This is a genomic window from Aureimonas frigidaquae (assembly GCF_001463905.1).
Classification (GTDB): domain Bacteria; phylum Pseudomonadota; class Alphaproteobacteria; order Rhizobiales; family Rhizobiaceae; genus Aureimonas; species Aureimonas frigidaquae.
Genome location: NZ_BBWR01000018.1, coordinates 167281 through 192575, shown reverse-complemented (window position 1 = coordinate 192575; position 25295 = coordinate 167281). Strand labels below are relative to the sequence as shown.

Sequence of the window (25295 nt, the reverse complement as noted above, 5' to 3'; positions counted from 1 at the left end):
AAGGAACGGAACATGAGCAAGGTCAGCGGCGGCGACTCCAAGAACACGCTCTATTGCTCTTTCTGCGGAAAGAGCCAGCATGAGGTCCGCAAGCTGATTGCGGGGCCGACCGTGTTCATCTGCGACGAATGCGTCGAGCTGTGCATGGACATCATCCGGGAAGAGAACAAGTCTTCCATGGTGAAGTCGCGGGAAGGCGTGCCGACCCCCCAGGAAATCATCGCGGTGCTCGATGATTACGTGATCGGCCAGTCCTTCGCCAAGAAGGTCCTCTCCGTTGCGGTCCACAACCATTACAAGCGGCTGGCCCACGCGGCGAAGAACAACGACGTCGAACTGGCGAAGTCGAACATCCTTCTGATCGGCCCGACCGGCTGCGGCAAGACGCTGCTGGCACAGACGCTGGCGCGCATCCTGGATGTGCCCTTCACCATGGCCGACGCCACCACGCTGACCGAGGCCGGTTACGTGGGCGAGGACGTCGAGAACATTATTCTGAAGCTGCTCCAGTCCGCGGACTACAATGTCGAGCGGGCGCAGCGCGGCATTGTCTATATCGACGAGATCGACAAGATCAGCCGCAAGTCGGACAACCCGTCCATCACGCGCGACGTGTCGGGCGAGGGCGTCCAGCAGGCGCTTCTGAAGATCATGGAAGGCACCGTCGCCTCCGTGCCGCCGCAGGGTGGCCGGAAGCATCCGCAGCAGGAGTTCCTGCAGGTGGATACGGCGAACATCCTGTTCATCTGCGGCGGCGCCTTCGCGGGCCTGGACCGGATCATCTCGGACCGTGGCCGCAAGACGTCCATCGGCTTCAACGCCAACGTCCTGTCGCCGGAGGACCGGCGTACGGGCGAACTCTTCCGCCAGGTCGAGCCGGAGGATCTGCTGAAGTTCGGTCTCATCCCCGAATTCGTCGGCCGCCTCCCGGTTCTGGCGACGCTGGAGGACCTCGACGAGGTGGCGCTGGTCCAGATCCTGGTTCAGCCCAAGAACGCGCTGGTGAAACAGTATCAGCGCCTCTTCGAGATGGAGAATGTCGAACTGTCCTTCCACGAGGACGCGCTCAAGGCGATCGCCCGCAAGGCCATCGAGCGCAAGACCGGGGCCCGCGGCCTTCGGTCGATCATGGAAGCCATGCTGCTCGATACGATGTTCGACCTGCCGACGCTGGAAGGCGTTCAGGAGGTCGTGATCTCGGAGGATGTGATCGAGGGCAATGCACGCCCGCTCTACATCTACGCGGAGCGCACCGACGAAAAGGAGAATGTCAGCGCCTGACGCTGCCATTCCTTCCTGCCGGTCAGGGCCCGCGTCGAGCATTCCGCCCGGCGCGGGCCTTTTTGCGTCACACGCTGCGACGGGCAGGGCGCAAGGCCCTGCAAATCGGTGCCGTGGCGCAGGCGTTTGCAGTGCGGCACAGCTTGAATAAACCCCCGTGGGGGCCCACATTGACAGGGAATTGAGCGATACGCCGCGTGCTTTCAAAAAAGGCGCAGCCTATCGGCTCCGGGCGGCACAGCCGCAGAAAGGAAAGTTCATGTCCAACGACCAGACGACATCGGCGGCACAGATGCAGCATCCCGTGCTCCCCTTGCGCGACATCGTCGTATTTCCGCACATGATCGTGCCGCTGTTCGTGGGGCGCGAAAAGTCCATCAAGGCTCTGGAAGAGGTGATGGGCGCGGACAAGCAGATCCTGCTGGCCACGCAGCGCAACGCGACGGACGAAGACCCGACGCCCGATGCCATCTACGAGATCGGCACCCTGGCCAACGTGCTGCAGCTTCTGAAGCTGCCCGATGGCACGGTGAAGGTGCTGGTGGAAGGCGTCTCCCGCGCGCGCATCGAGCGCTTCACCGATCGGTCCGATTGGCACGAGGCGATCGCCACGACCGTCCCGCCGATCGACGAGGACCCGGTCGAGATCGAGGCTCTGGCGCGCTCGGTCATCGCCGAGTTCGAAAACTACGTGAAGCTTAACAAGAAGATCTCGCCTGAGGTGGTCGGTGCGGCCAGCCAGATCGACGACTACTCCAAGCTTGCGGACACGGTGGCCTCGCACCTCGCGATCAAGATCTCCGAAAAGCAGGAGATGCTGTCGCTGGTGGGCGTGCGCGCGCGCCTGGAAAAGGCCCTGGCCTTCATGGAGTCGGAGATCTCCGTCCTGCAGGTGGAGAAGCGCATCCGCTCGCGCGTCAAGCGCCAGATGGAAAAGACCCAGCGCGAGTACTACCTGAACGAGCAGATGAAGGCGATCCAGAAGGAGCTCGGCGACGGCGAGGAAGGCCGCGACGAGATGGCCGAGATCGAGGAGCGCATCAAGAAGACGCGCCTGTCCAAGGAGGGCAAGGAGAAGGCCAATGCCGAGCTGAAGAAGCTGCGGCAGATGAGCCCCATGTCCGCCGAGGCGACCGTCGTGCGCAACTACCTCGACTGGCTGCTGGGCCTGCCCTGGGGCAAGCTGTCCCGCACGAAGATCGATCTGCACAAGGCGGAAGAGATCCTCGACGCGGAGCATTACGGCCTCGATAAGGTCAAGGAGCGGATCGTCGAGTATCTGGCCGTCCAGAGCCGCCAGTCCAAGCTGAAGGGTCCGATCCTCTGCCTGGTCGGCCCTCCGGGCGTCGGCAAGACCTCGCTCGCCAAGTCCATCGCCAAGGCGACGGGCCGCGAATATGTGCGCGTTGCCCTGGGCGGCGTGCGCGACGAGGCCGAGATCCGCGGCCATCGCCGGACCTATATCGGCTCCATGCCGGGCAAGGTGATCCAGTCCATGAAGAAGGCCAAGCGGGCCAACCCGCTCTTCCTCCTGGACGAGATCGACAAGCTCGGCCAGGACTACCGTGGCGATCCGTCATCGGCGCTCCTGGAGGTGCTGGACCCCGAGCAGAACGCGACCTTCATGGATCATTACCTCGAGGTCGAGTTCGATCTGTCCTCGGTCATGTTCGTGACGACGGCCAATACGCTGAACATTCCCGGCCCGCTCATGGACCGCATGGAGATTATCCGTATTGCCGGTTACACCGAGGATGAGAAGGTCGAGATCGCCAAGCGGCACCTCCTGCCCAAGGCCATACGCGACCATGCGTTGAAGCCGGACGAGTTCACGGTGGGCGAGGATGCCCTGCGGGAGATCGCCCGGCGCTACACGCGGGAAGCCGGCGTGCGCTCCTATGAGCGTGAGCTGATGACCCTGGCGCGCAAGGCCGTGACGCGGATCCTGAAGGGCGAGATCACCCGCGTCGACGTGACGGCGGAGAACCTTGCCGACTATCTCGGCGTTCCGCGCTACCGCTATGGCGAGGCGGAAAGCGACGATCAGGTCGGTGTCGTGACGGGGCTTGCCTGGACGGAAGTCGGCGGCGAACTGCTGACGATCGAAGGCGTCATGATGCCGGGCAAGGGCAAGATGACCGTCACCGGCAATCTGCGGGACGTGATGAAGGAATCGATCTCGGCCGCCGCGTCCTTCGTGCGCAGCCGTGCCGTCGATTACGGGATCGAGCCGCCGCTCTTCGACCGGCGCGACATCCACGTCCATGTTCCCGAAGGGGCGACCCCGAAGGATGGGCCCTCGGCCGGTGTTGCCATGGCGACGTCGATCATCTCCGTCATGACCGGTATTCCGGTCCGGCGGGACGTGGCGATGACGGGTGAGATCACCCTGCGTGGCCGCGTTCTTCCGATCGGTGGCCTGAAGGAAAAGCTCCTGGCGGCCCTGCGCGGCGGCATCAAGACGGTGCTGATCCCGGAGGACAATGCCAAGGACCTGGTCGATATTCCGGACAATGTGAAGAACAGTCTGGATATCATTCCGGTGTCGCGCATCGGCGAAGTCCTGCAGCATGCGCTGGTGCGCATGCCGGAGCGGATCGAATGGGATGAGTCGGCGCACCCGCTTCCGGCACCCGAATCCGGTTCGGACGGCGCCACAACGACAGCGCACTAGGCCATATTTGCGCCACAGAGCATCGAAAATGCCGCCTCCGGGCGGCATTTTTGTACTGAAAGGCCAGTTTTCCGGGGTTTTCAGCCTATTCGCGCTTGAATGATCGACTGGATTTGACCATCGTCTCCGACCAATCGGTGCGGTGCACCGCTATTAGGAGGGTTTCATATGAACAAGAACGAACTCGTTTCCGCCGTGGCCGAGAAGGCCGGCCTGAGCAAGCAGCAGGCGACGGAAGCCGTGGACGCGGTCTTCACGTCGATCGAGTCCGCCCTGTCGGGTGGCGACGATCTTCGCCTCGTCGGTTTTGGCACCTTCTCCGTCTCGCATCGTGAAGCGAGCAAGGGCCGTAACCCGTCGACGGGTGCCGAGGTCGACATTCCGGCTCGCAACGTTCCCAAGTTCACGCCCGGCAAGGGCCTGAAGGACGCCGTCAACAAGCGTTGAGCCGTTCTTCGGCGCGAGGCCTAGCGCCGCGCCACGCCGACGCGGCGACACTGCCGCGTCTGGTGCCTTTGACGTCCTTCATCGAAAGGGGTGGTCGCCTGAGCGGCCGCCCCTTTTTGCTGCCGTCTCCCGCACCCGGCAGGAGGGGGCCACCGACTCTCGACGCCGTCGGTTGCGCAATTCTGACCGCTTGCCGCAAAGTCTGTCTGGCCGTCTCCTGATCCGATCCGCAAGGGGCAGGGAGGCCACAGCGCGATGATCCTGGTCACGGCAGTTGGAACGGCCACTGCCTTCGCCATGGCGGCTGCCATGGGTGGGCTCTCCCAAAGCAGGCTCGGCGCCGTGCTGGCCTTTGTGGTGGCCTTCTTTGCGGGATGGAGCGGCGGCTACACGGCGGCCTGGTTTGCCTTTCACCATCATCCCATGAGCGAGAATGCCATCATGACGCTCTTCGCCACAGCCTTGTGCGCGGCCTTGGCCGGCGCGGTCACGGGCCTCGACGTCGGCATCAGGGCACGGCGCGCTCGCAGGGACGATTCTCCAGCACCGCTTCACAGGCCAACGGCCCGCCGCACGGTCGTGTGACGGTGGGCGTGTCTGGCAATCCGGTCGAGTTCGAATTCCTTCTCATGCCGAAGGAGGAAAAGGTCTGACCGGCCAACCCCATGCCGATCTCGACCGGTATTCGGCGGCATCGAAAACCTCGGACATCGTCGAGGGTCTTGCATCGGCTGCCGACTTTCCGGCCATCGTCATCCCGGAGGGGCAGGGTCCCCCACAGGGCTGCCTTTGAGTCGGGATGGTAAAGGCGCGGGAGACCTATCGGCGGCGAACTTCGACCTGACCTTGGGCTGTCCGAACGCGTGGTCGAGAATCATCTGCGTAAGCTTCGCAACTAGCTAAGCACTTCCAGCATGGCGCAGGCCATGCATGTCGCGGCAAGCTCGGCCTCATCGAGGGCACGACCAGATAGCCGTTCGGGCGAAGCGGCATTGCTGGCTCAAGGGATGAGTAGGATCGTCGCGGTGTCGCTTACAGGCGAATGGTGGGCGATGAGAGACTCGAACTCCCGACATCCTCGGTGTAAACGAGGCGCTCTACCAACTGAGCTAATCGCCCTGCGCAACGGCCTGGATCGTCGGCTGCGCGGATGTGCCTAATGGTTCGGGCGTGATTTGGCAAGTCCGTCGTCCAGCTATGCGAATCCCGGCCCGTTTCGATTCGTGATTCCGCGCGATGTGGCGGAAGACGGGTTTTGGACGAACCTGCCAAGTCCTTGTTTTTTCATGGGCCGGAAACAAAAGCTGGTCCGATTACAAGCGGCGCTTGACACCCGGACGGGGGTCCCTTAAACGACCGCTCACGCCACCGACGCAAGCAGTCGACGGCGCAAAGCGCGGGTGTAGCTCAGTCGGTTAGAGTGCCGGCCTGTCACGCCGGAGGTCGCGGGTTCGAGCCCCGTCACTCGCGCCATTTTCTCTCCGAGAAGATCAGACGCAAACAGTCGAACGGACACAGGAACACTGTGTACGGTCGGCTCGTTTCGCGTTCCAGTGGCTGCATGAATTCCCGGACGGCGCGGCGATCCAGACTTGATCACGCTCTCCCTTGCGTGAAGTTTAGGAAGGGTCTAATCGTCGCCCAATCGCATTGCGCTGCGGTATCGGCCGAATGGTTGAAAACAGCATCGCGGCTCCGCATATATCTGAAGTCCACGTTGAATTTCCAAGCGCATTCAAACCCTTGGATTGAGATTTGGACCAGGGTTCGGAAGGTTGATCCCGGTGAACGAACTTCTCGCCTCCTATCTCCCGATCGTCATCTTCGTGGGGGTGGCTCTCCTGATCGGCGTCGCTCTTCTGGTGTCGCCTTTCCTGCTCGCTTTCAAAGCTCCCGATGACGAGAAGCTGTCGGCCTACGAGTGCGGCTTCAACGCCTTCGACGACTCGCGCATGAAGTTCGACGTCCGGTTCTATCTCGTGTCGATCCTGTTCATCATCTTCGACCTCGAGGTCGCATTCCTGTTCCCCTGGGCTGCGACCTTCGGAGAGCTTGGCTGGGCCGGTTTCTGGTCGATGATGGTTTTCCTGGCCGTCCTGACGGTCGGCTTCGTCTATGAATGGAAGAAAGGCGCCCTCGAATGGGATTGAACGACAGCTCCTCCAGCGTGCTTGAGCGGTCGAACCTGACTGTCGCGCCCGCGTCGGACCCTTTCGTGACCGATGTCAACAACGAGCTCGCCGATAAGGGCTTCATCGTCACCTCGACCGAGGATCTGATCCAGTGGGCCCGAACGGGCTCCCTGATGTGGATGACCTTCGGCCTGGCCTGCTGCGCCGTCGAGATGATGCAGATGTCGATGCCGCGTTACGATGCGGAGCGTTTCGGCTTCGCACCGCGTGCCAGCCCCCGCCAGTCGGACGTGATGATCGTCGCCGGCACGCTGACCAACAAGATGGCGCCGGCGCTGCGCAAGGTCTACGACCAGATGCCGGAGCCGCGCTACGTCATCTCCATGGGCTCCTGCGCCAATGGCGGCGGCTACTATCATTATTCCTATTCGGTGGTGCGTGGCTGCGACCGGGTCGTTCCGGTCGATATCTACGTTCCCGGCTGCCCGCCGACCGCCGAAGCGCTGCTCTACGGTGTTCTTCTCCTGCAGAAGAAGATCCGTCGGACCGGCACGATCGAGCGTTGAGGGACGGGCATGGAAGAACTCGCACAATATCTCGCCGAGTCGCCCATTGCGGGCCGGCTGCGTGATTCCAGCCTGACCTTCGGGGAGCTGACGCTGCGCGTCGCACCGGCCGACATCGTCCCGGTGCTGACCTTCCTGCGCGACGATGCCTCCTGCCTGTTCAAGGCCTTCGTGGATCTGTGCGGCGTGGATTATCCGCAGCGGGCCGAGCGGTTCGAGGTGGTCTATCACCTCCTGTCGCCGCGGTTGAACCAGCGGATCCGCGTCAAGCTGCGCGTCGCCGAGGACGTGGCCGTTCCCTCCATCACGCCGGTCTTTTCCGGCGCCGACTGGTTCGAGCGGGAGGCCTTCGATCTCTATGGCATCCTCTTCTCCGGCCATCCGGACCTGCGCCGGATCCTGACGGATTACGGCTTCGAGGGCCATCCGCTGCGCAAGGACTTCCCGCTCACCGGCTTCGTCGAGGTCCATTACGACGAAGAGCTGAAGCGCGTGGTCTACGAGCCGGTCGAACTGCGGCAGGAGTTTCGCAACTTCGACTTTCTGTCACCGTGGGAAGGGCCCGAATACGTTCTTCCCGGAGACGAGAAGGCGAACTGAGGATGGCCGAAGACCCGATCGGCCCCATGGGGGGCGGGTGCCTGTGCGGCGCGGTCCGCTTCACCGCCACGCCAGCCAAGCTGGAGATGGATGTCTGCCACTGCGGCATGTGCCGCAAATGGTCCGGCGGCGTCTTCATGTGCGTGCCCTGTGGCACGGACGTGGCGGTCGAGGATGGGGCGTCGCTCAAGTCCTTCGCCTCGTCGCAGTGGGGCGAACGGGTGTTCTGCGGCAACTGCGGCACCAGCCTGTTCTGGCGGATGCAGGACGGCAGCGCCACCATGGTGTCGCTGCATGCCTTCGACGACGGAACGCCGTTCCGCTTCGCCGAGGAAATCTTCATTGACGAAAAGCCGGGTCTCTACGCGTTCGCGAACGACACCCGCAAGCTGACCGGGGCGCAAGTCATGGCTGCCTTCGCGTCGGGCCAGGGGTCCTGATATGGCTGAAATCGACGTCCGCAATTTCAATATCAACTTCGGCCCGCAGCATCCGGCGGCGCACGGCGTGCTGCGCCTCGTCCTGGAGCTCGACGGAGAGATCGTCGAGCGGGTCGATCCGCATATCGGCCTTCTGCACCGCGGCACCGAGAAGCTGATCGAAAACAAGACGTATCTGCAGGCGATCCCCTATTTCGACCGGCTGGACTACGTAGCTCCGATGAACCAGGAGCATGCCTTCTGCCTGGCCATCGAGCGGCTGACGGGCGTCGAGGTGCCGATGCGCGGCCAGCTCATCCGCGTTCTTTACAGTGAGATCGGGCGTATCCTCTCCCATCTTCTGAACGTCACCACCCAGGCGATGGATGTCGGCGCGCTGACACCGCCGCTCTGGGGCTTCGAAGAGCGCGAGAAGCTGATGGTCTTCTACGAGCGCGCCAGCGGAGCCCGTCTGCACGCGGCCTATTTCCGGCCAGGCGGCGTCCACCAGGACCTGCCGCCCGAGCTCGTCGACGATATCGGTGAATGGTGCGACCCGTTCCTGAAACGGCTGCAGGATATCGACGACCTTCTGACCGGCAACCGCATCTTCAAGCAGCGCAATGTCGACATCGGCGTTGTCGATCTGGACGATGCATGGGCCATGGGCTTCTCGGGCGTCATGGTCCGCGGCTCGGGCGCCGCCTGGGACCTGCGCAAGAGTGAGTCTTACGAATGCTACTCCGAGATGGAGTTCGACATTCCGATCGGCAAGAATGGTGATTGCTACGATCGCTACCTGATCCGTATGGAAGAGATGCGCCAGTCCACCTCAATCATGAAGCAGTGTGTCGAGCGGCTGGCGGGACGTGACCGTTCGGGGCCGTTCTCGGCGGTCGACGGCAAGGTGGTGCCGCCCAAGCGGGGCGAGATGAAGCGCTCGATGGAAGCGCTGATCCACCACTTCAAGCTCTATACGGAAGGCTTCCACGTGCCGGCCGGTGAAGTCTACGCCGCCGTGGAAGCGCCCAAGGGCGAGTTCGGCGTGTATCTGGTTGCGGACGGGACGAACAAGCCCTATCGCTGCAAAATCAAGGCTCCGGGTTACGCGCATCTCGCAGGCATGGATTTCCTGTGCCGCAAGCACTTGTTGGCCGACGTGTCGGCCGTCCTCGGCTCGTGCGATATCGTGTTCGGCGAAGTCGATCGCTGAGCCATCCGTCGACCGTCCGGCCTTCTTGCCGGGCGGCCTTGGTCGATCCTCCTGCCATGTGGTTCCGGCCGCTGGCGTTTTGCGCGTTCTATGATAGAACGCGCCGCAACATGGAACGTTGTAACCGTTCTGAAGTAGAGGTCCGATGTCCGTCAGGCGTCTCGCGGAAGAAACCGTCCAGCCCCACAGCTTCGCTTTCTCCAACGATAACGAAGCGTGGGTCGACCAGACGATCCGCAAGTATCCCGAAGGCCGCCAGCAGTCGGCGGTCATTCCCCTGCTGATGCGTGCGCAGGAGCAGGAAGGCTGGGTGACCCGCGCGGCCATCGAGCACGTGGCAGAGCGGCTGAACATGCCGCTGATCCGCGTGCTCGAGGTGGCGACCTTCTATACCCAGTTCCAGCTTGCGCCCGTCGGCACGCGTGCCCACGTGCAGGTCTGCGGCACGACGCCCTGCGTCCTGCGCGGCGCCGATGCCCTGAAGGATGTCTGCAAGCGCAAGATCCACCACGACCAGTTCCACCGCAATGCCGAGGGGACGCTTTCCTGGGAAGAGGTGGAGTGCCTCGGGGCCTGCGTGAACGCGCCGATGGTCATGATCTTCAAGGATACCTACGAGGATCTGACGCCCGAGCGTCTGGAAGAGATCATCGACGCCTTCGCGAGCGGGGAGGGCGCATCCATCGCGCCCGGCCCGCAGATCGACCGTCACCTGTCGGCGCCCTTCGGCGGCGCGACGACGCTGACGAGCTTTGCCGATAACGACGAGATCGGCGACCGCCATTCCGGCGGCCCGGCCGAGGGCGCATCCGTGACCGGTGAAGCCGCTAGCGTCGCCCCGTCCGAGGCTGCGCGCGTCGACACCCATGCGGAAGAGACGGACCCGACGATCAAGGGCCCGTCGGAAGCTGCCAAGACGAACCCGGCCGTCGAGGAAGCCGCCAGCGCCGACCCGTCGACCAATGGCGCATCTGCCACGACGGGCGGAACGCAGGGCGGCCCGACCGGCGCCGCCGAGAAAGAAGTCGATGCCGAAAGCCGGGCCCAGTCGGGTGAAGTGCGTGCGGCGCAGTCAGCTGACAGCGGCGCGTCCGCACCGGCGGAAAGCCTGCCGGGCGGCCTTTTGAAGGACGCGCCGGGCGATGCGGACGATCTGAAGATCCTGAACGGCGTCGGCCCGAAGATCGAGGCCGCCTTGAACGAGATCGGCGTGTATCATCTGCGGCAGGTCGCGAACTTCACGCAGGCGGAACTCGCCTCCGTCGACAAGCGCCTCGGCCTTGGCGGGCGCAGCCTGCGCGATGGCTGGCAGGATCAGGCCAGGGCCTATCTGGCCGACAAGGGCAAGTGAGGACGGACGGATGTTGCAGGACCAGGACCGCATCTTCACCAATATCTACGGCCTTCGGGACAAGAGCCTAAAGGGCGCCATGGCGCGTGGCCATTTCGACGGCACCAAGGACATCATCGCCAAGGGCCGCGACTGGATCATCAACGAGATGAAGGCGTCCGGCCTGCGCGGCCGTGGCGGCGCCGGCTTCCCGACGGGCCTCAAATGGTCCTTCATGCCCAAGGAAGTGGGCGAGCGGCCCCATTACCTCGTCATCAATGCCGACGAGTCGGAGCCGGGAACCTGCAAGGACCGGGAGATCCTGCGCAACGACCCCTTCACGCTGATCGAAGGCTGTGTCCTGGCGGGTTTCGCCATGGGTGCGCACAAGGCCTTCATCTATGTGCGCGGCGAATATATCCGCGAGCGTGAGGCGCTGCAGCTTGCCATCGACGAATGCTATGATGCAGGGCTCCTCGGCCTCGACAACAAGTGCGGCTGGGATTTCGACATCGTCGTCCATCACGGCGCCGGCGCCTATATCTGCGGCGAGGAAACGGCCCTTCTGGAAAGCCTGGAGGGCAAGAAGGGCCAGCCGCGCCTGAAGCCGCCATTCCCGGCCAATATGGGCCTCTATGGCTGCCCGACGACGGTGAACAATGTCGAGTCGGTGGCCGTTGCCCCGACGATCCTGCGCCGGGGCGGCGCGTGGTTCGCCGGGATCGGCCGGCCGAACAATGTGGGCACCAAGCTCTTCATGGTGTCGGGGCATGTGGAACGCCCCTGCACGGTGGAAGAGGCCATGGGCATCACCTTCCGCGAACTCGTCGAGAAACATGCCGGCGGCGTGCGCGGCGGTTGGGACAATCTTCTGGCGGTGATTCCCGGCGGCGCGTCCTGCCCGGTCGTCAAGGCGGAAGACATCATCGACTGCCCGATGGATTTCGACGGTCTGCGCGGCGTGAAGTCTTCCTTCGGAACGGCAGCCGTGATCGTGATGGATCGCAGCACGGATATCGTGCGGGCGATCGCGCGGCTCTCCTATTTCTTCAAGCACGAGAGCTGCGGCCAGTGCACGCCATGCCGCGAAGGCACGGGCTGGATGTGGCGTCTGATGGAGCGCATGGTGACGGGCAACGCCCAGAAGCGCGAGATCGACATGCTCCTGGACATCACCAAGCAGGTCGAGGGTCATACGATCTGTGCTCTGGGCGATGCGGCCGCCTGGCCGATCCAGGGCCTGATCCGCAACTTCCGCCCGGAGATCGAGCGGCGCATCGACGAATTCACCCGGAACGCCACCAGCGGGCGCAGCCCGATCCTGGAAGCGGCGGAGTAACGAGCGGCTACGGCCTCTACAGCACTGCCGGACACGGCTGGGACCTGAGAAGAAGCAGATGGCAAAGATCAAAGTCGACGGAACGGAAATCGAGGTGCCCGACCACTATACGCTGCTGCAGGCAGCGGAAGAGGCCGGCGCGGAGATTCCACGCTTCTGCTTCCACGAGCGCTTGTCGGTCGCCGGCAACTGCCGCATGTGCCTGGTCGAGGTGAAGGGCGGACCGCCCAAGCCCGCGGCGTCCTGCGCCATGGGCGTGCGGGACCTGCGTCCCGGCCCGAACGGCGAGACGCCTGAGATCTTTACCAACACGCCGATGGTCAAGAAGGCCCGCGAAGGCGTGATGGAATTCCTGCTCATCAACCATCCGCTGGATTGCCCGATCTGCGACCAGGGCGGCGAGTGCGATCTGCAGGACCAGGCCATGGCCTTCGGCGTCGATGCCTCGCGCTACCGCGAGAACAAGCGCGCCGTCGAGGACAAGTATATCGGCCCCCTCGTCAAGACGATCATGACGCGCTGCATCCACTGCACGCGCTGCGTCCGCTTCACCACGGAAGTGGCCGGCATTTCCGAGCTCGGCCTGATCGGCCGTGGCGAGGATGCCGAGATCACCACCTATCTCGAACATGCCATGACGTCCGAGCTGCAGGGCAATGTCATCGACCTGTGCCCGGTCGGCGCGCTGACCTCGCGCCCCTATGCCTTCCAGGCCCGGCCCTGGGAGCTGACCAAGACCGAGAGTGTCGACGTGATGGACGCCGTTGGCTCCTCCATCCGCGTCGATACGCGCGGCCGCGAGGTCATGCGCATCCTGCCGCGCGCCAATGACGACATCAATGAAGAGTGGATCTCGGACAAGAGCCGCTTCATCTGGGACGGGCTGCGCACCCAGCGGCTGGATCGGCCTTACATCCGCCGCAACGGACGCCTGGAGCCTGCCAGCTGGTCCGACGCCTTCGCCGCGATCCGGGACCGCATGGCCGGCATGGACGGCGCACGGATCGGTGCCGTCGCGGGCGATCTTGCCGCAGTCGAAGACATGTGGGCGCTGAAGCGCCTGATGGGTGCCCTCGGCAGCACCAATCTGGACAGCCGGCAGGATGGCGTCGCCCTCGATCCGAGCCTCGGCCGGGCGTCCTATCTGTTCAATTCGGGCATTGTGGGCATCGAACAGGCCGATGCGCTCCTGATGCTCGGCGCCAATCCGCGCTTCGAGGCCTCGGTCCTGAATGCGCGCATCCGCAAGCGCTGGCGCCAGGGCAACTTCCCGATCGGCGTCATCGGCGACAAGACCGAGCTGCGCTACGGCCACAGCTATCTCGGCGCCGGTACGGAAACGCTGAGCGGGCTGGAAGCCGACAATCGCGACTTCTTCGACATCCTGTCCAAGGCCGAGCGTCCGATGATCATCGTCGGCACCGCGGCCCTGACCGGCACCAACGGCGCCGACGTCCTGGCGGCAGCAGCGGCGCTGGCGCAGCGCATCGGCGCGGTGCGCGAAGGCTGGAACGGCTTCAACATCCTGCACACGGCCGCATCGCGCGTCGGGGCGCTGGACATCGGCTTCGTGCCGGGGCAGGGCGGCCAGGACTTCGCAGCCATGGCGCAGGGTGGCGTCGACGTGCTCTTCAATCTCGGCGCCGACGAGGTCGAGATCGCGCAAGGGCCCTTCGTGGTCTATGTCGGAACGCATGGCGATCGTGGCGCACATCGCGCCGACGTGATCCTGCCGGCCGCCGCCTATACCGAGAAGTCGGGCACCTTCGTCAATCTGGAGGGCCGGGTCCAGGTCGGCTTCCGCGCATCCTTCCCCCCGGGCGAAGCGCGCGAAGACTGGGCGATCTTCCGCGCCCTGTCGGCGGTCCTGGGCAAGACGCTGCCCTTCGACTCGCTCAGTGCCCTGCGGGCCGATCTGTATGCCGCGGTTCCGCATCTGGAGCGCGAAGGCCGCATGCCGGCCGATGGCAGCGTTCTTGAAACGCTCGCCGGGCGGGCACCTTCATCGCTTTCCGGCGGCGCCTTCCGCGGGAAGGGGGTCGATTTCTACCTGACCAACCCGATTGCCCGGGCATCCAAGGTGATGGCCGAATGCTCGCGCCTGGCGCAGCACAACCACGTCGAAGCGGCCGAGTAGGACGAGCGCGGATATGGAATTCTTCGGTACCTATATTTGGCCGGCACTCGTGATCCTGGGGCAGAGCCTTCTGTTCCTGGTCGTCCTGCTGGTGCTCATCGCCTACATCCTGCTCGCCGACCGCAAGATCTGGGCCGCCGTGCAGATGCGGCGCGGCCCGAACGTCGTCGGCCCCTTCGGCCTGTTCCAGTCCTTCGCCGACCTCTTGAAGTTCGTCCTGAAGGAGCCGACCGTGCCCGCATCGTCGGACAAGGTCGTCTTCCTCCTGGCGCCGCTCATCGCCGTGACGCTGGCGCTCGCCACCTTTGCCGTGGTGCCGGTGGCCGAGGGGTGGGTGATCGCCAACATCAATATCGGCATCCTCTACATCTTTGCGATTTCCTCGCTGGAAGTGTACGGCGTGATCATGGGCGGCTGGGCGTCCAACTCCAAATACGCCTTCCTGGGCGCCCTGCGCTCGGCGGCGCAGATGGTGTCCTACGAGGTCTCGATCGGCCTCGTCATCGTGACCGTCCTCTTGACGGCCGGATCCTTGAACCTGACGGAGATCGTCCTGTCGCAGAACACCGGCCTCGGCACCATGCTGGGCCTGCCGGGCAGCTTCCTCGACTGGAACTGGCTCGCTCTGTTCCCGATGTTCGTGATCTTCTTCATTTCCGCCCTGGCGGAAACGAACCGGCCGCCCTTCGACCTTCCGGAGGCGGAATCAGAACTCGTGGCGGGCTTCATGGTGGAGTATGGCTCCACCCCCTACATGATGTTCATGCTGGGCGAGTATGCGGCGATCACCCTCATGTGCTCGCTGATGACGATCCTGTTCCTCGGGGGGTGGCTGCCGCCCTTCGACTTCGCGCCCTTCACCTGGATCCCGGGCGTGATCTGGTTCCTGATCAAGCTGTCCTTCTGTTTCTTCCTCTTCGCCATGGTGAAGGCTTTCGTGCCGCGTTACCGCTATGACCAGCTCATGCGGCTGGGCTGGAAGGTCTTCCTGCCCATCTCGCTGGCGGCGGTCGTCGTCGTGGCCTTCGTGCTGCAGGTGACGGGATGGGCCGGATCATGACAGCCCACGTCACAGAGCTTCGCCACACCTTTGAGACGCCTTCAACCTTGGGGGCCGGAGTCCGATGAGCGCGATCGCACAAAGCTTCAAGTCGCTGTTCCTGGTCGAGTTCGTGAAGGCCTTCGGCCTTTCGATGCGCTACTTCTTCGCGCCCAAGGCGACCCTGAACTACCCTTATGAAAAAGGCCCGGTCAGCCCGCGCTTCCGCGGCGAACACGCCTTGCGGCGCTATCCCAACGGGGAAGAGCGCTGCATCGCCTGCAAGCTGTGCGAGGCGGTGTGCCCGGCCCAGGCCATCACCATCGAGGCGGGTCCGCGCCGCAACGACGGCACGCGCCGCACCGTGCGTTACGACATCGACATGGTGAAGTGCATCTATTGCGGCTTCTGCCAGGAGGCCTGCCCGGTCGACGCGATCGTGGAAGGCCCGAATTTCGAGTTTTCGACCGAGACGCGCGAAGAGCTCTATTACGACAAGGAAAAGCTCCTTGCGAATGGGGACCGCTGGGAACGCGAGATCGCCGGCAATATCGCGCTCGACGCGCGCTATCGCTGACAGTGGGGCGGGCCTGTCGGGTTCGCTTCGAAGATTGAACAGAGACAATCAGGCGCCGCGCCGCAGGGCGGGGGCGTGCCGCACGACCAAAGGAGCCCGAGGATGCTGGGCCTTCAGGCACTCTTCTTCTATATATTCGCGCTGATCACGGTCGGCGCCGCGCTCATGGTTGTGTTCGCGCGCAACCCGGTCCACTCCGTCCTGTTCCTGATCCTCACCTTCGTGAGCGCGGCCGGACTGTTCCTTCTGACGGGCGCCGAGTTCCTGGCGCTGATCCTGATCGTCGTCTATGTCGGCGCCGTGGCGATCCTGTTCCTCTTCGTCGTCATGATGCTCGATCTCGATATCGGGCAGGTCAAGAAGGGGGCGCTGAAATACGGCCCCATCGGCGCGCTGATCGGCCTCGTCATCCTGGCGCAGCTCGTCATCGCGGTCACCGGGAGCTACTTCAACCCCGAGCTGGCGGGCAATACCGTCATGCCCATGCCGCCGCTGGACCAGGTGTCCAACATCGAGGCGATCGGGCTGGTGCTCTACACACGCTACATCTTCTTCTTCCAGATGGCGGGCCTCGTGCTCTTCGTGGCGATGATCGGCGCGATCGTGCTGACGCTGCGCCACAAGGAAGGCATCAAGCGCCAGTCGATCACCGAACAGGTGCGCCGGACGCCGGAGACGTCCATCGAAATCCGCAAGGTCGAGAGCGGCAAGGGTATCTGAGGGGTCAATCATGGAAGTCGGTCTCGGACATTATCTCACTGTCGGCGCCATCCTGTTCGTTACCGGGGTGTTCGGCATCTTCATGAACCGCAAGAACATCATCACGATCCTGATGTCGGTCGAGCTGATCCTCCTGGCGGTCAACCTCAACCTGGTGGCCTTCTCGGCCTTCCTGAACGACCTGGCCGGCCAGATCTTCGCGCTCTTCATCCTCACCGTCGCCGCGGCGGAGGCGGCGATCGGCCTGGCGATCCTGGTGACCTTCTTCCGCAACCGCGGCACGATCGCCGTGGACGACGTCAGCTCGATGAAAGGCTAAAGACGGTAACCGAACATGTATCAGGCAATCGTCCTACTCCCGCTCATCGGCTTTCTGATCGCCGGCCTGTTCGGCCGGCAGATCGGCGCCAAAGCGTCGGAATACATCACCACCGGGCTTCTGATCCTGGCGGCGCTCCTGTCTTGGATCGCCTTCATCACCTTCGGCATGGGCGACGGCGCGCCGCTGCAGATCACGCTCCTGCAGTGGGTCCAGTCCGGCACGCTCAGCTTCGACTGGTCGCTGCGCATCGATCGGCTGACGCTCGTCATGCTGGTCGTCGTCAACACGGTGTCGGCGCTCGTCCATGTGTACTCGATCGGGTACATGCATCATGACCCGCACCGCCCCCGCTTCTTCGCCTATCTGTCGCTCTTCACCTTCGCGATGCTGATGCTCGTGACGGCGAACAACCTGGTGCAGATGTTCTTCGGCTGGGAAGGCGTGGGCCTCGCCTCGTATCTGTTGATCGGCTTCTGGTACAAGAAGCCCTCGGCCAACAAGGCGGCGATGAAGGCCTTCGTGGTCAACCGCGTGGGCGATTTCGGCTTCCTGCTCGGCATTTTCGGCCTGTTCGTGATGTTCGGCTCGGTCAATCTGGACACGATCTTCACCAATGCGGTCGCCATGTTCGGCGAGGTGGCGGCCCATGGCGGCGAGGCAGCGGAGGCCGCTGCCGGCGCCGCGCCGCTCGCCTCCACCGACATCGTCTTCCAGTTCGGAAGCTGGGGCTTCACCTATGCCGGGGCGATGACGGTGATCTGTCTTCTCCTGTTCATGGGCGCCATGGGCAAGTCCGCCCAGCTCGGCCTGCACACCTGGCTGCCGGACGCCATGGAAGGTCCGACGCCGGTTTCCGCCCTGATCCATGCGGCCACGATGGTCACCGCGGGCGTCTTCATGCTGGCGCGCATGTCGCCCGTCTTCGAACTGTCGCACAGCGCGCTGACCGTCGTGACCTTCATCGGCGCGTCGACGGCCTTCTTCGCCGCGACGGTCGGCATGGTCCAGAACGACATCAAGCGCGTGATCGCCTATTCGACCTGCTCGCAGCTCGGCTACATGTTCGTCGCGCTCGGCGTCGGGGCCTACGGCGCGGCGGTGTTCCACCTCTTCACGCACGCCTTCTTCAAGGCGCTTCTGTTCCTGGGGGCGGGCTCTGTCATCCATGCCGTGTCCGACGAGCAGGACATGCGGAACATGGGTGGCCTGCGCAAGCACATCCCCATCACCTACTGGACGATGGTGATCGGCACCCTGGCGCTGACGGGCTTCCCCTTCACGGCCGGCTACTATTCCAAGGATGCGATCATCGAGAGCGCCTTTGCGGGGCACAACAGCTTCGCCATGTATGGCTACCTCATGACGGTCATCGCGGCGCTTCTGACGAGCTTCTACTCGTGGCGGCTGATCTTCCTGACCTTCCACGGCAAGCCGCGTGCGAGCCACGAGGTCATGCACCACATCCACGAGTCCCCGCCGATCATGACGGTTCCGCTGTTCATCCTGAGCGCGGGTGCGCTTCTGGCGGGCATCGTCTTCTACCCGTATTTCCTGGGCGGCTCCTATGATGCCTTCTGGCATGGCGCCATCTTCACGGGGCCGGAGAACCATGTCCTGCACGAGGCGCACGAGGTGCCCGGGCTTGTCGTATGGTCGCCGACCATCATGATGGTCATCGGCTTCGTGCTGGCCTGGCTCTTCTATATCCGCCAGCCGCAGCGGCCTGCCCAGTTCGCCGCCCGCAATCCGGGCCTGTACCAGTTCCTCCTGAACAAGTGGTACTTCGACGAACTGTACGACGCCATCTTCGTGCGCCCGGCCAAGGCGCTGGGGCGCTTCCTCTGGAAGACGGGCGACGGCAAGGTCATCGACGGGCTCGGACCGGACGGAATCTCGGCGCGTGTCGTCGATGTCACCAACCGGGTCGTGCGCCTGCAGACCGGCTACCTTTACCACTATGCCTTCGTCATGCTGATCGGCGTCGCTGCGCTCATCACGTTCATGATGTTCGGGGGAATGAACTGATGTCCGGTTGGCCGATCCTCTCGACCGTCACTTTCCTGCCGCTCGTCGGCGCGCTCCTGATCCTGTTCATCCGGGACGATAGCGAACTGGCGCGGCGCAACATCCGCAACGTTGCGCTGCTGACGTCGGTCTTCACCTTCCTCCTGTCCTTGAGCATCTGGATCGGCTTCGACGACAGCCAGGCCGGCTTCCAGTTCGTCGAGCGCGCCGACTGGCTCGGCGTGGGGGGCATCACCTACTATATGGGCGTGGACGGCATCTCGATGCTGTTCGTCATCCTGACGACCTTCCTCCTGCCGATCTGCATCCTGGCAAGCTGGGAAAGCGTGACGACCCGGGTGAAGGAGTACATGATCGCGTTCCTGATCCTGGAAACGCTGGTCGTCGGCGTCTTCTGCGCGCTGGACATCGTGCTCTTCTACGTCTTCTTCGAAGGCAGCCTGATCCCGATGTTCCTGATCATCGGCGTCTGGGGCGGCAAGCGCCGCGTCTATGCCAGCTACAAGTTCTTCCTCTACACCTTCCTCGGCTCGGTGCTGATGCTGGTGGCCATCATGGCCATGTTCTGGACTGCCGGCACGACGGCGATCCCCGAGCTCCTGGCCTTCGATTTCCCGGCCAGCATGCAAAGCTGGCTATGGCTCGCCTTCTTCGCCTCCTTCGCGGTCAAGATGCCGATGTGGCCCGTCCACACCTGGCTTCCGGACGCGCACGTGGAAGCGCCGACGGCAGGCTCGGTGATCCTGGCGGGTATTCTTCTGAAGCTCGGCGGCTATGGCTTCCTGCGCTTCTCGCTGCCCATGTTCCCGCTGGCATCGGCCGAGTTCGCGCCGCTCGTCTACACGCTCTCGGTCATCGCCATCATCTACACCTCGCTGGTGGCCCTGATGCAGGAGGACATCAAGAAGCTGATCGCCTATTCGTCCGTCGCCCATATGGGCTTCGTGACCATGGGCATCTTCGCGGCGAATGCGCAGGGGATCGAAGGCGCGATCTTCCAGATGCTGTCCCACGGGCTGATCTCGGGCGCGCTCTTCCTGTGCGTGGGCGTCGTCTATGACCGCATGCACACGCGGGATATCGCCGCCTATGGCGGGCTCGTCAGCCGGATGCCGGTCTATGCGACCGTCTTTTTGATCCTGACCATGGCCAATGTCGGCCTGCCGGGCACGAGCGGCTTCGTGGGTGAGTTCCTGACGCTGATCGGCGTGTACCAGGCCAATAGCTGGGTCGCGATCTTTGCCGCCACCGGCGTCATACTGTCGGCCGCCTATGCGCTCTGGCTCTACCGCCGCGTTGTGTTCGGACCGCTCGAAAAGGACGATCTGCGGCACATTCTGGATCTGTCGCGCCGGGAGAAGACGCTCCTGATCCCGCTCGTCGCACTGGTCATCTTCTTCGGCGTCTATCCGATGCCGGTGTTCAATGTCACGGCCGCCTCCGTCGAGGCGCTGCTGAACGGCTATCATTCCGCGCTCGACGCCGCCTCGGCGGTTGCGACGCTGCATTAAGGACGGACGGGCGAACAATCATGATGATGCGAGAATTCATCGCCGCGAGCCTTCCGATCGTCGGGCCCGAACTGATCCTGTCGGTGGGCGCGATGGCGCTGCTGATGGTCGGCACCTTCGTCGGCGAGAAGAGCGGCCGCCTGGTCATGTCGCTGGCCGTCGCGCTCCTCCTGGCGACGGCTGCCTGGCTCCTGCTCGCCACGCCCGACGGGATCGCCTTCGGCGGCTCGATCGTGCTCGACCCCTTCGCGCGCTTCATGAAGACGCTCGCGCTCCTGGGCTCGGCGGGCGCCGTCCTGATGACGTTGAGCTTTTCACGCGCGGAGCGTTTCGACCGGTTCGAGTTCCCCGTGCTGATCGTGTTGTCGACCGTCGGCATGATGGTCATGATTTCGGCCGGAGATCTCATTGCCCTTTATCTCGGACTCGAACTCCAGTCGCTCGCCATCTATGTCGTCGTGGCCATTAACCGCGACAATGCACGCAGTTCGGAAGCCGGCCTGAAATATTTCGTCCTCGGCGCCCTGTCGTCGGGCATGCTCCTGTATGGCAGCTCGCTCGTCTATGGCTTCACCGGACAGATCGGTTTTGCAGAGATCGCCACCGCGCTGACGGTGGAGGGCCGGTCCTTCGGGCTGGTGGTCGGCCTGGTCTTCGTTCTGGCGGGCCTGGCGTTCAAGATTTCGGCCGTGCCGTTCCACATGTGGACGCCGGACGTTTACCAAGGTGCGCCGACGCCGGTGACGGCCTTCCTGGCCGGCGCGCCGAAGGTTGCCGCCATGGCGCTTCTGACACGCTTCACCGTGCAGGGTTTCGCACCCTTCGCGGCGGACTGGCAGCAGATCATCGTCTTCATCTCGATCGGCTCCATGGTGCTCGGCGCCTTTGCAGCCATCGGCCAGCGCAACATCAAGCGGCTGATGGCCTATTCCTCCATCGGCCACATGGGCTACGCGCTTGTGGGCCTGGCTGCGGCCGACGCGGCCGGCGTGACCGGCGTCATGATCTACATGGCGACCTATCTTGCCATGACCCTCGGCACATTCGGCATCATCCTGGCCATGCGCCGCAAGGATGGCCTGGTCGAGAACGTTTCCGACCTGTCGGGCCTGTCCCGGACCCATCCTGTCATGGCGCTGGCCATGACGGTGATGATGCTGTCGCTGGCGGGGCTGCCGCCGATGATCGGCTTCTGGGGCAAGTATTACGTCTTCGTCGCCGCCGTTGGCGCCGGGCTCATTCCCCTGGCGGTGATCGGCGTCGTGACGAGCACGGTCGGCCTGTTCTACTACCTGCGCGTGGTGAAGGTGATGTGGTTCGACGAACCGGCCGAATCCTTCACCTCCATGCCCACCGAGCTGCGCCTGGTGGCGGGGATCGCGACACTCTTCGTCTTCCCGGCCTATCTGGTCCTGGCCGGTCCGCTCTTCGCGGCGGCCGAGGCCGCGGCACGCACCTTCTTCTGATCGATGGACGGGGCATACCGACCGCCAGCAATCCGGCGCCTGGCGCTGGGGGCGGTCGGCTCGACCAATTCCATCGCCATGGAGGCCGCGCGGTCCGGTGACCCCGGTCCGCTCTGGGTGACGGCCGAGCGGCAAACGGAAGGCCGGGGGCGTCGCGGTCGCGCCTGGGTTTCGGAAAGCGGCAATCTCTATGCGAGCCTCATCCTGATCGACCCGGCGCCGCTCGAGGCGATCGGCCAGCTTCCGCTCGTCATCGCGGTCGGGCTGCGCCGCGCGCTGGCGAGCCTGCCGGGGCTGGATCCGAACCTCGTCCAGATCAAATGGCCCAATGACATCCTGATCGATGGCGCCAAATGCGTGGGCATTCTGATCGAGAGCGAACGCCTGCCGACACAGCGCCAGGCCGTTGTGGTCGGCATGGGCATCAACGTGGCGACGGCGCCCGGCGATGCGCCCTACGGAGTGGCGACGCTTGAAGGCGCAGGCATGCGCCTGCCGTTGGACGCCGTCTTCGACGCCGTCGCCGCATCCATCGACCGAACCCTGCGGCAATGGGACGGCGGCGCTGGCTTTGCATTCATTCGCCAAGCCTGGCTGGACGCCTGCGTCGGGCTCGGCCGACCCATCCGTGTCAACCTGCCGGACCGATCGATCGAGGGCGTCTTCGATTCGCTGGACGCACAGGGGCATCTGATCCTGCGTCATCCGTCCGGCAAGCTGGAACAGATTTCCTCTGGAGATGTGTTCCTGATCGGGGACGACAGCGCCGGCGCGATCTGCGATAAGGCGCATTAACGGTTTTCGGTGGCCCGCCGACACATGGGCAAACATGGCAAAGGCGCGCATCCGGCACGTTCGGCGTGGCGCGCCATGATAGAAGTGAAAGTGACGCGTGGAACAACTCGTATTCGTGCCGCTCGGCGGCATCGGCGAGATCGGAATGAATCTCGCCTTGTATGGCTATGGACCGGAGAACAACCGCGAATGGATCGCCGTCGATTGTGGCGTCGCCTTTGCCGGGCCGGAGCAGCCGGGTGTCGACCTGATCTTCCCGGATATCCGCTTTCTGGAGCAGGAGCGGCATAAGCTCAAGGCGATCATCATCACCCATGCCCACGAAGATCACTTCGGCGGGCTCCTGGATCTTTGGCCGCGGCTGAAGGCGCCGGTCTATGCATCGCCCTTCACGGCGGCGCTGCTGGAGGCCAAGCGCGAAGGGGAAGCCGGCGCGCCGAAGATCCCCGTCACGGAGTTTTCCGCCGGCGACCGCATCCGCTGCGGCCCGTTCGAGATCGAGGCGATCAACGTCACGCACTCCATTCCCGAACCCATGGCGCTGGCCATCCGCACCCCCCTCGGGACGGTGGTGCATACGGGCGACTGGAAGATCGACCTGACCCCGGCGCTCGGAAAACCGACGGACGAGGCACGGTTCCGGCAGATCGGCGATGAAGGGGTCCTGGCCCTGGTGTGCGACAGCACCAACGCGCTGCGCGAAGGCGTGTCCCCGAGCGAGGAAGACGTCAACCGCAGCCTGGCCGAGATCATCCGGTCGGCTGAGGGCCGCGTGGCGCTCACGACCTTTTCGTCGAATATCGGCCGCATCCGGTCCATTGCCCAGGCCGCGGCGGAAGGCGGGCGGCAGGTGCTCCTGATGGGGCGCTCCATGAAGCGGATGGCCGATGTCGCGGCCGAACTCGGCTATATGAAGGGCTTGCCGCCGTTCCTGTCGGAACAGGATTTCGGCTATATCCCGCGGGAGAAGGCCGTCATCGTCCTGACCGGCAGCCAGGGCGAGCCGCGGGCCGCACTGGCGCGGCTGGGGCGCGACGAGCACCCGGCCGTGGCCCTGTCAAAGGGCGATACGGTGATCTTCTCGTCCCGGGCGATTCCCGGCAACGAGAAGGCGATCAACGATATCAAGAACAACCTCGTGGGCATGGGCGTGCGTGTGATCGAGGATCACGACATGCTCGTCCACGTATCGGGCCATCCGCGCCGCAGCGAGCTGCGGCAAATGTATGAATGGGTTCGCCCCAACATCGCCATTCCGGCGCATGGCGAAGCGCAACACCTGGAAGCCCATGCGAGCCTGGCCCGCCAGCTCGGCGTGCGCAATGTCGTCTCGCTGCGCAACGGGCAGATGGTGCGGCTGGCGCCGGCCGCGCCCGAGATCGTGGACGAGGTTCCCGTCGGGCGGATCTACAAGGACGGCTTCCTGATCGGCACGCAGGACGAGATGGGCATTGGCGAGCGCCGCAAGCTGTCCCATGCCGGGCATGTGAGCGTGGTTGTCCAGCTGAACGCCCGCCTCGACCTTGTGGGCGAGCCGGAAATCGCCATGATCGGCCTCCCCAAGGAAGATTACGAGGGTGAGGACATGGCCGAAGCGCTTGTCGATGCCGTCGCCGGTGCTGTCGACAGCATCCCGAAAGGCCGCCGCAAGGACCCCGAGCTGGTGCGGGAAGCCGTCAAGCGGGCCGTACGGGGCGAGGCCAACGACGCATGGGGCAAGAAGCCCATGGTCAGCGTCTTCGTGATCGGCGCCTGATATGATCGGGCGGCTCAACCATGTCGCCATCGCGGTCCCGGACCTCGCCGCCGCGGCGGCTCTTTATGCCGATACGCTCGGAGCGCGCGTATCGGCCGAGCAGATCCTGCCGGAGCACGGTGTCAGGCTGGTCTTCGTGGATCTGCCGAATGCGCGGATCGAGCTGATGGAGCCTTTCGGGGAGGGCTCCCCGATTACGGCCTTCCTGCAGAAGAACCCGCGCGGCGGCATCCACCACCTCTGCTACGAGGTGGCAGACATCGGAGACGCCGCCGCTAAGCTTGTGGCCGGCGGAGCGCGGATCCTGGGCGACGGCAAGCCGCGGATCGGGGCGCATGGCAACCCGGTGCTCTTTCTTCACCCTGCTGATTTTCTAGGCACGCTGGTCGAGCTGGAGGAGGTTCCGCAATGGGAATCCTGACCGCCATCGCCATCTATTTCGTGATCTGGTGGACGCTGCTCTTCGCCATCCTGCCCATTGGTGTCCGCTCACAGGCGGAGGAGGGCGACATCGTCCTCGGCACCACGCACAGCGCCCCGGCCAATCCGCGCCTCGGATTGAAGGCCGTGCTGACAACCATCGTGTCGGCGCTGGTCTTCGCCGCCTATTACCTGCTCTTCGAGGTCTGGGGCCTGAGCTTCAACAGCCTGCCGCATATCGTGCCCGGCACCTGAGCGGGGCGATGGGTCACCGGAACTGACCCCAATTCAGGCAAAAAAAATGCGAGGCTTTCGCCTCGCATCTTAATTGCAGGTCTGGACCTTCAGCCGGGTTCTTGAGTCCGGGGCAGCGTTTGCACGCGCCGAAGGTCACGTCCTCCCAAGACTAGACCGCATGTGTGGCGCAGCAACCCTGCGCCTTGGTATTAACGAAACCATATTACAACATCGTAACGTTTGTCATCCGGAATTTTCACGCTGATGTCACTTTTTTGGACAAATCGCC

The 25295-nt window shown here is 64.0% G+C and carries 23 protein-coding genes and 2 tRNA genes; 24 read left to right on the top strand and 1 reads right to left on the bottom strand.

Going from position 1 to position 25295, the window contains the following annotated elements:
• Positions 1-12: 12 nt before the first annotated feature.
• The 4 genes from clpX (at position 13) to AUL30_RS17975 (ending at position 4987) form a co-directional block, all read left to right on the top strand.
• The gene (gene clpX / locus AUL30_RS17990) at positions 13-1281 is read left to right on the top strand and encodes an ATP-dependent Clp protease ATP-binding subunit ClpX (RefSeq protein WP_062229278.1); all 1269 of its coding nucleotides are present in this window, start codon (positions 13-15) and stop codon (positions 1279-1281) included.
• Positions 1282-1540: 259 nt separating this feature from the next.
• Complete coding sequence (gene lon / locus AUL30_RS17985) at positions 1541-3955, top strand: endopeptidase La (protein WP_062229277.1); 2415 nt, start codon at positions 1541-1543, stop codon at positions 3953-3955.
• Positions 3956-4123: 168 nt separating this feature from the next.
• Positions 4124-4402: a DNA-binding protein HupB gene (hupB, locus tag AUL30_RS17980; protein WP_062229276.1), complete on the top strand. Its 279-nt coding sequence runs from the start codon at positions 4124-4126 to the stop codon at positions 4400-4402.
• Between the two features lie 255 nt (positions 4403-4657).
• The gene (locus AUL30_RS17975; protein WP_062229275.1) at positions 4658-4987 is read left to right on the top strand and encodes a hypothetical protein; all 330 of its coding nucleotides are present in this window, start codon (positions 4658-4660) and stop codon (positions 4985-4987) included.
• Positions 4988-5445: 458 nt separating this feature from the next.
• On the opposite strand, the gene AUL30_RS17970 is transcribed toward AUL30_RS17975, so the two are convergent.
• A tRNA-Val gene (locus tag AUL30_RS17970) sits at positions 5446-5521 on the bottom strand.
• A 277-nt stretch (positions 5522-5798) separates the two neighbouring features.
• On the opposite strand from AUL30_RS17970, the gene AUL30_RS17965 reads away from it, so the two are divergent.
• The 20 genes from AUL30_RS17965 to AUL30_RS17870 all read left to right on the top strand — a co-directional run bounded on the left by AUL30_RS17965 (position 5799) and on the right by AUL30_RS17870 (position 25024).
• A tRNA-Asp gene (locus AUL30_RS17965) sits at positions 5799-5875 on the top strand.
• Positions 5876-6186: 311 nt separating this feature from the next.
• On the top strand, positions 6187-6552 hold the full coding sequence (locus AUL30_RS17960) for an NADH-quinone oxidoreductase subunit A (RefSeq protein ID WP_062229334.1): 366 nt from the start codon (positions 6187-6189) through the stop codon (positions 6550-6552).
• Positions 6543-7100 carry a NuoB/complex I 20 kDa subunit family protein gene (locus AUL30_RS17955; protein WP_062229274.1) on the top strand — a complete coding sequence of 186 codons (558 nt, stop codon included), beginning with the start codon at positions 6543-6545 and terminating at the stop codon, positions 7098-7100. The genes AUL30_RS17960 and AUL30_RS17955 overlap by 10 nt, the downstream gene beginning before the upstream one ends.
• Positions 7101-7109: 9 nt before the next feature.
• A complete protein-coding gene (locus tag AUL30_RS17950) occupies positions 7110-7700 on the top strand; it encodes an NADH-quinone oxidoreductase subunit C (RefSeq protein WP_062229273.1) in 591 nt (196 codons plus the stop codon).
• Between the two features lie 2 nt (positions 7701-7702).
• Entirely contained in the window at positions 7703-8140 is a 438-nt protein-coding gene (locus tag AUL30_RS17945) for a GFA family protein (RefSeq protein ID WP_062229272.1), read from the top strand.
• A 1-nt stretch (position 8141) separates the two neighbouring features.
• Positions 8142-9332 (top strand): NADH-quinone oxidoreductase subunit D, encoded by a 1191-nt coding sequence (locus AUL30_RS17940; RefSeq protein ID WP_062229271.1) that lies wholly within the window; start codon positions 8142-8144, stop codon positions 9330-9332.
• A gap of 145 nt (positions 9333-9477) precedes the next feature.
• On the top strand, positions 9478-10683 hold the full coding sequence (gene nuoE / locus AUL30_RS17935) for an NADH-quinone oxidoreductase subunit NuoE (RefSeq protein WP_062229270.1): 1206 nt from the start codon (positions 9478-9480) through the stop codon (positions 10681-10683).
• A gap of 10 nt (positions 10684-10693) precedes the next feature.
• Positions 10694-12001, top strand: coding sequence for an NADH-quinone oxidoreductase subunit NuoF (gene nuoF, locus AUL30_RS17930; RefSeq protein ID WP_062229269.1), 1308 nt, complete (start codon positions 10694-10696; stop codon positions 11999-12001).
• Between the two features lie 58 nt (positions 12002-12059).
• Positions 12060-14138, top strand: coding sequence for an NADH-quinone oxidoreductase subunit NuoG (nuoG, locus tag AUL30_RS17925; protein WP_062229268.1), 2079 nt, complete (start codon positions 12060-12062; stop codon positions 14136-14138).
• Positions 14139-14151: 13 nt separating this feature from the next.
• On the top strand, positions 14152-15198 hold the full coding sequence (gene nuoH, locus AUL30_RS17920) for an NADH-quinone oxidoreductase subunit NuoH (RefSeq protein ID WP_062229267.1): 1047 nt from the start codon (positions 14152-14154) through the stop codon (positions 15196-15198).
• Between the two features lie 64 nt (positions 15199-15262).
• Positions 15263-15754: an NADH-quinone oxidoreductase subunit NuoI gene (gene nuoI / locus AUL30_RS17915; protein WP_062229266.1), complete on the top strand. Its 492-nt coding sequence runs from the start codon at positions 15263-15265 to the stop codon at positions 15752-15754.
• A 102-nt stretch (positions 15755-15856) separates the two neighbouring features.
• Positions 15857-16474 (top strand): NADH-quinone oxidoreductase subunit J, encoded by a 618-nt coding sequence (locus AUL30_RS17910; RefSeq protein ID WP_062229265.1) that lies wholly within the window; start codon positions 15857-15859, stop codon positions 16472-16474.
• Positions 16475-16484: 10 nt separating this feature from the next.
• Entirely contained in the window at positions 16485-16793 is a 309-nt protein-coding gene (gene nuoK, locus AUL30_RS17905) for an NADH-quinone oxidoreductase subunit NuoK (protein WP_062229264.1), read from the top strand.
• Between the two features lie 15 nt (positions 16794-16808).
• Complete coding sequence (gene nuoL, locus AUL30_RS17900; protein ID WP_062229263.1) at positions 16809-18821, top strand: NADH-quinone oxidoreductase subunit L; 2013 nt, start codon at positions 16809-16811, stop codon at positions 18819-18821.
• Complete coding sequence (locus AUL30_RS17895) at positions 18821-20332, top strand: NADH-quinone oxidoreductase subunit M (protein WP_062229262.1); 1512 nt, start codon at positions 18821-18823, stop codon at positions 20330-20332. The genes nuoL and AUL30_RS17895 overlap by 1 nt, the downstream gene beginning before the upstream one ends.
• A gap of 26 nt (positions 20333-20358) precedes the next feature.
• Positions 20359-21798, top strand: a complete 1440-nt coding sequence (gene nuoN / locus AUL30_RS17890) for an NADH-quinone oxidoreductase subunit NuoN (RefSeq protein ID WP_062229333.1) — start codon at positions 20359-20361, stop codon at positions 21796-21798.
• A 3-nt stretch (positions 21799-21801) separates the two neighbouring features.
• Complete coding sequence (locus AUL30_RS17885; RefSeq protein ID WP_062229261.1) at positions 21802-22593, top strand: biotin--[acetyl-CoA-carboxylase] ligase; 792 nt, start codon at positions 21802-21804, stop codon at positions 22591-22593.
• A 145-nt stretch (positions 22594-22738) separates the two neighbouring features.
• A complete protein-coding gene (locus AUL30_RS17880) occupies positions 22739-24349 on the top strand; it encodes a ribonuclease J (protein ID WP_062229332.1) in 1611 nt (536 codons plus the stop codon).
• Position 24350: 1 nt separating this feature from the next.
• Positions 24351-24770, top strand: a complete 420-nt coding sequence (gene mce, locus AUL30_RS17875; protein ID WP_062229260.1) for a methylmalonyl-CoA epimerase — start codon at positions 24351-24353, stop codon at positions 24768-24770.
• Entirely contained in the window at positions 24758-25024 is a 267-nt protein-coding gene (locus tag AUL30_RS17870) for a DUF1467 family protein (RefSeq protein WP_062229259.1), read from the top strand. The genes mce and AUL30_RS17870 overlap by 13 nt, the downstream gene beginning before the upstream one ends.
• Positions 25025-25295 lie beyond the last annotated feature (271 nt).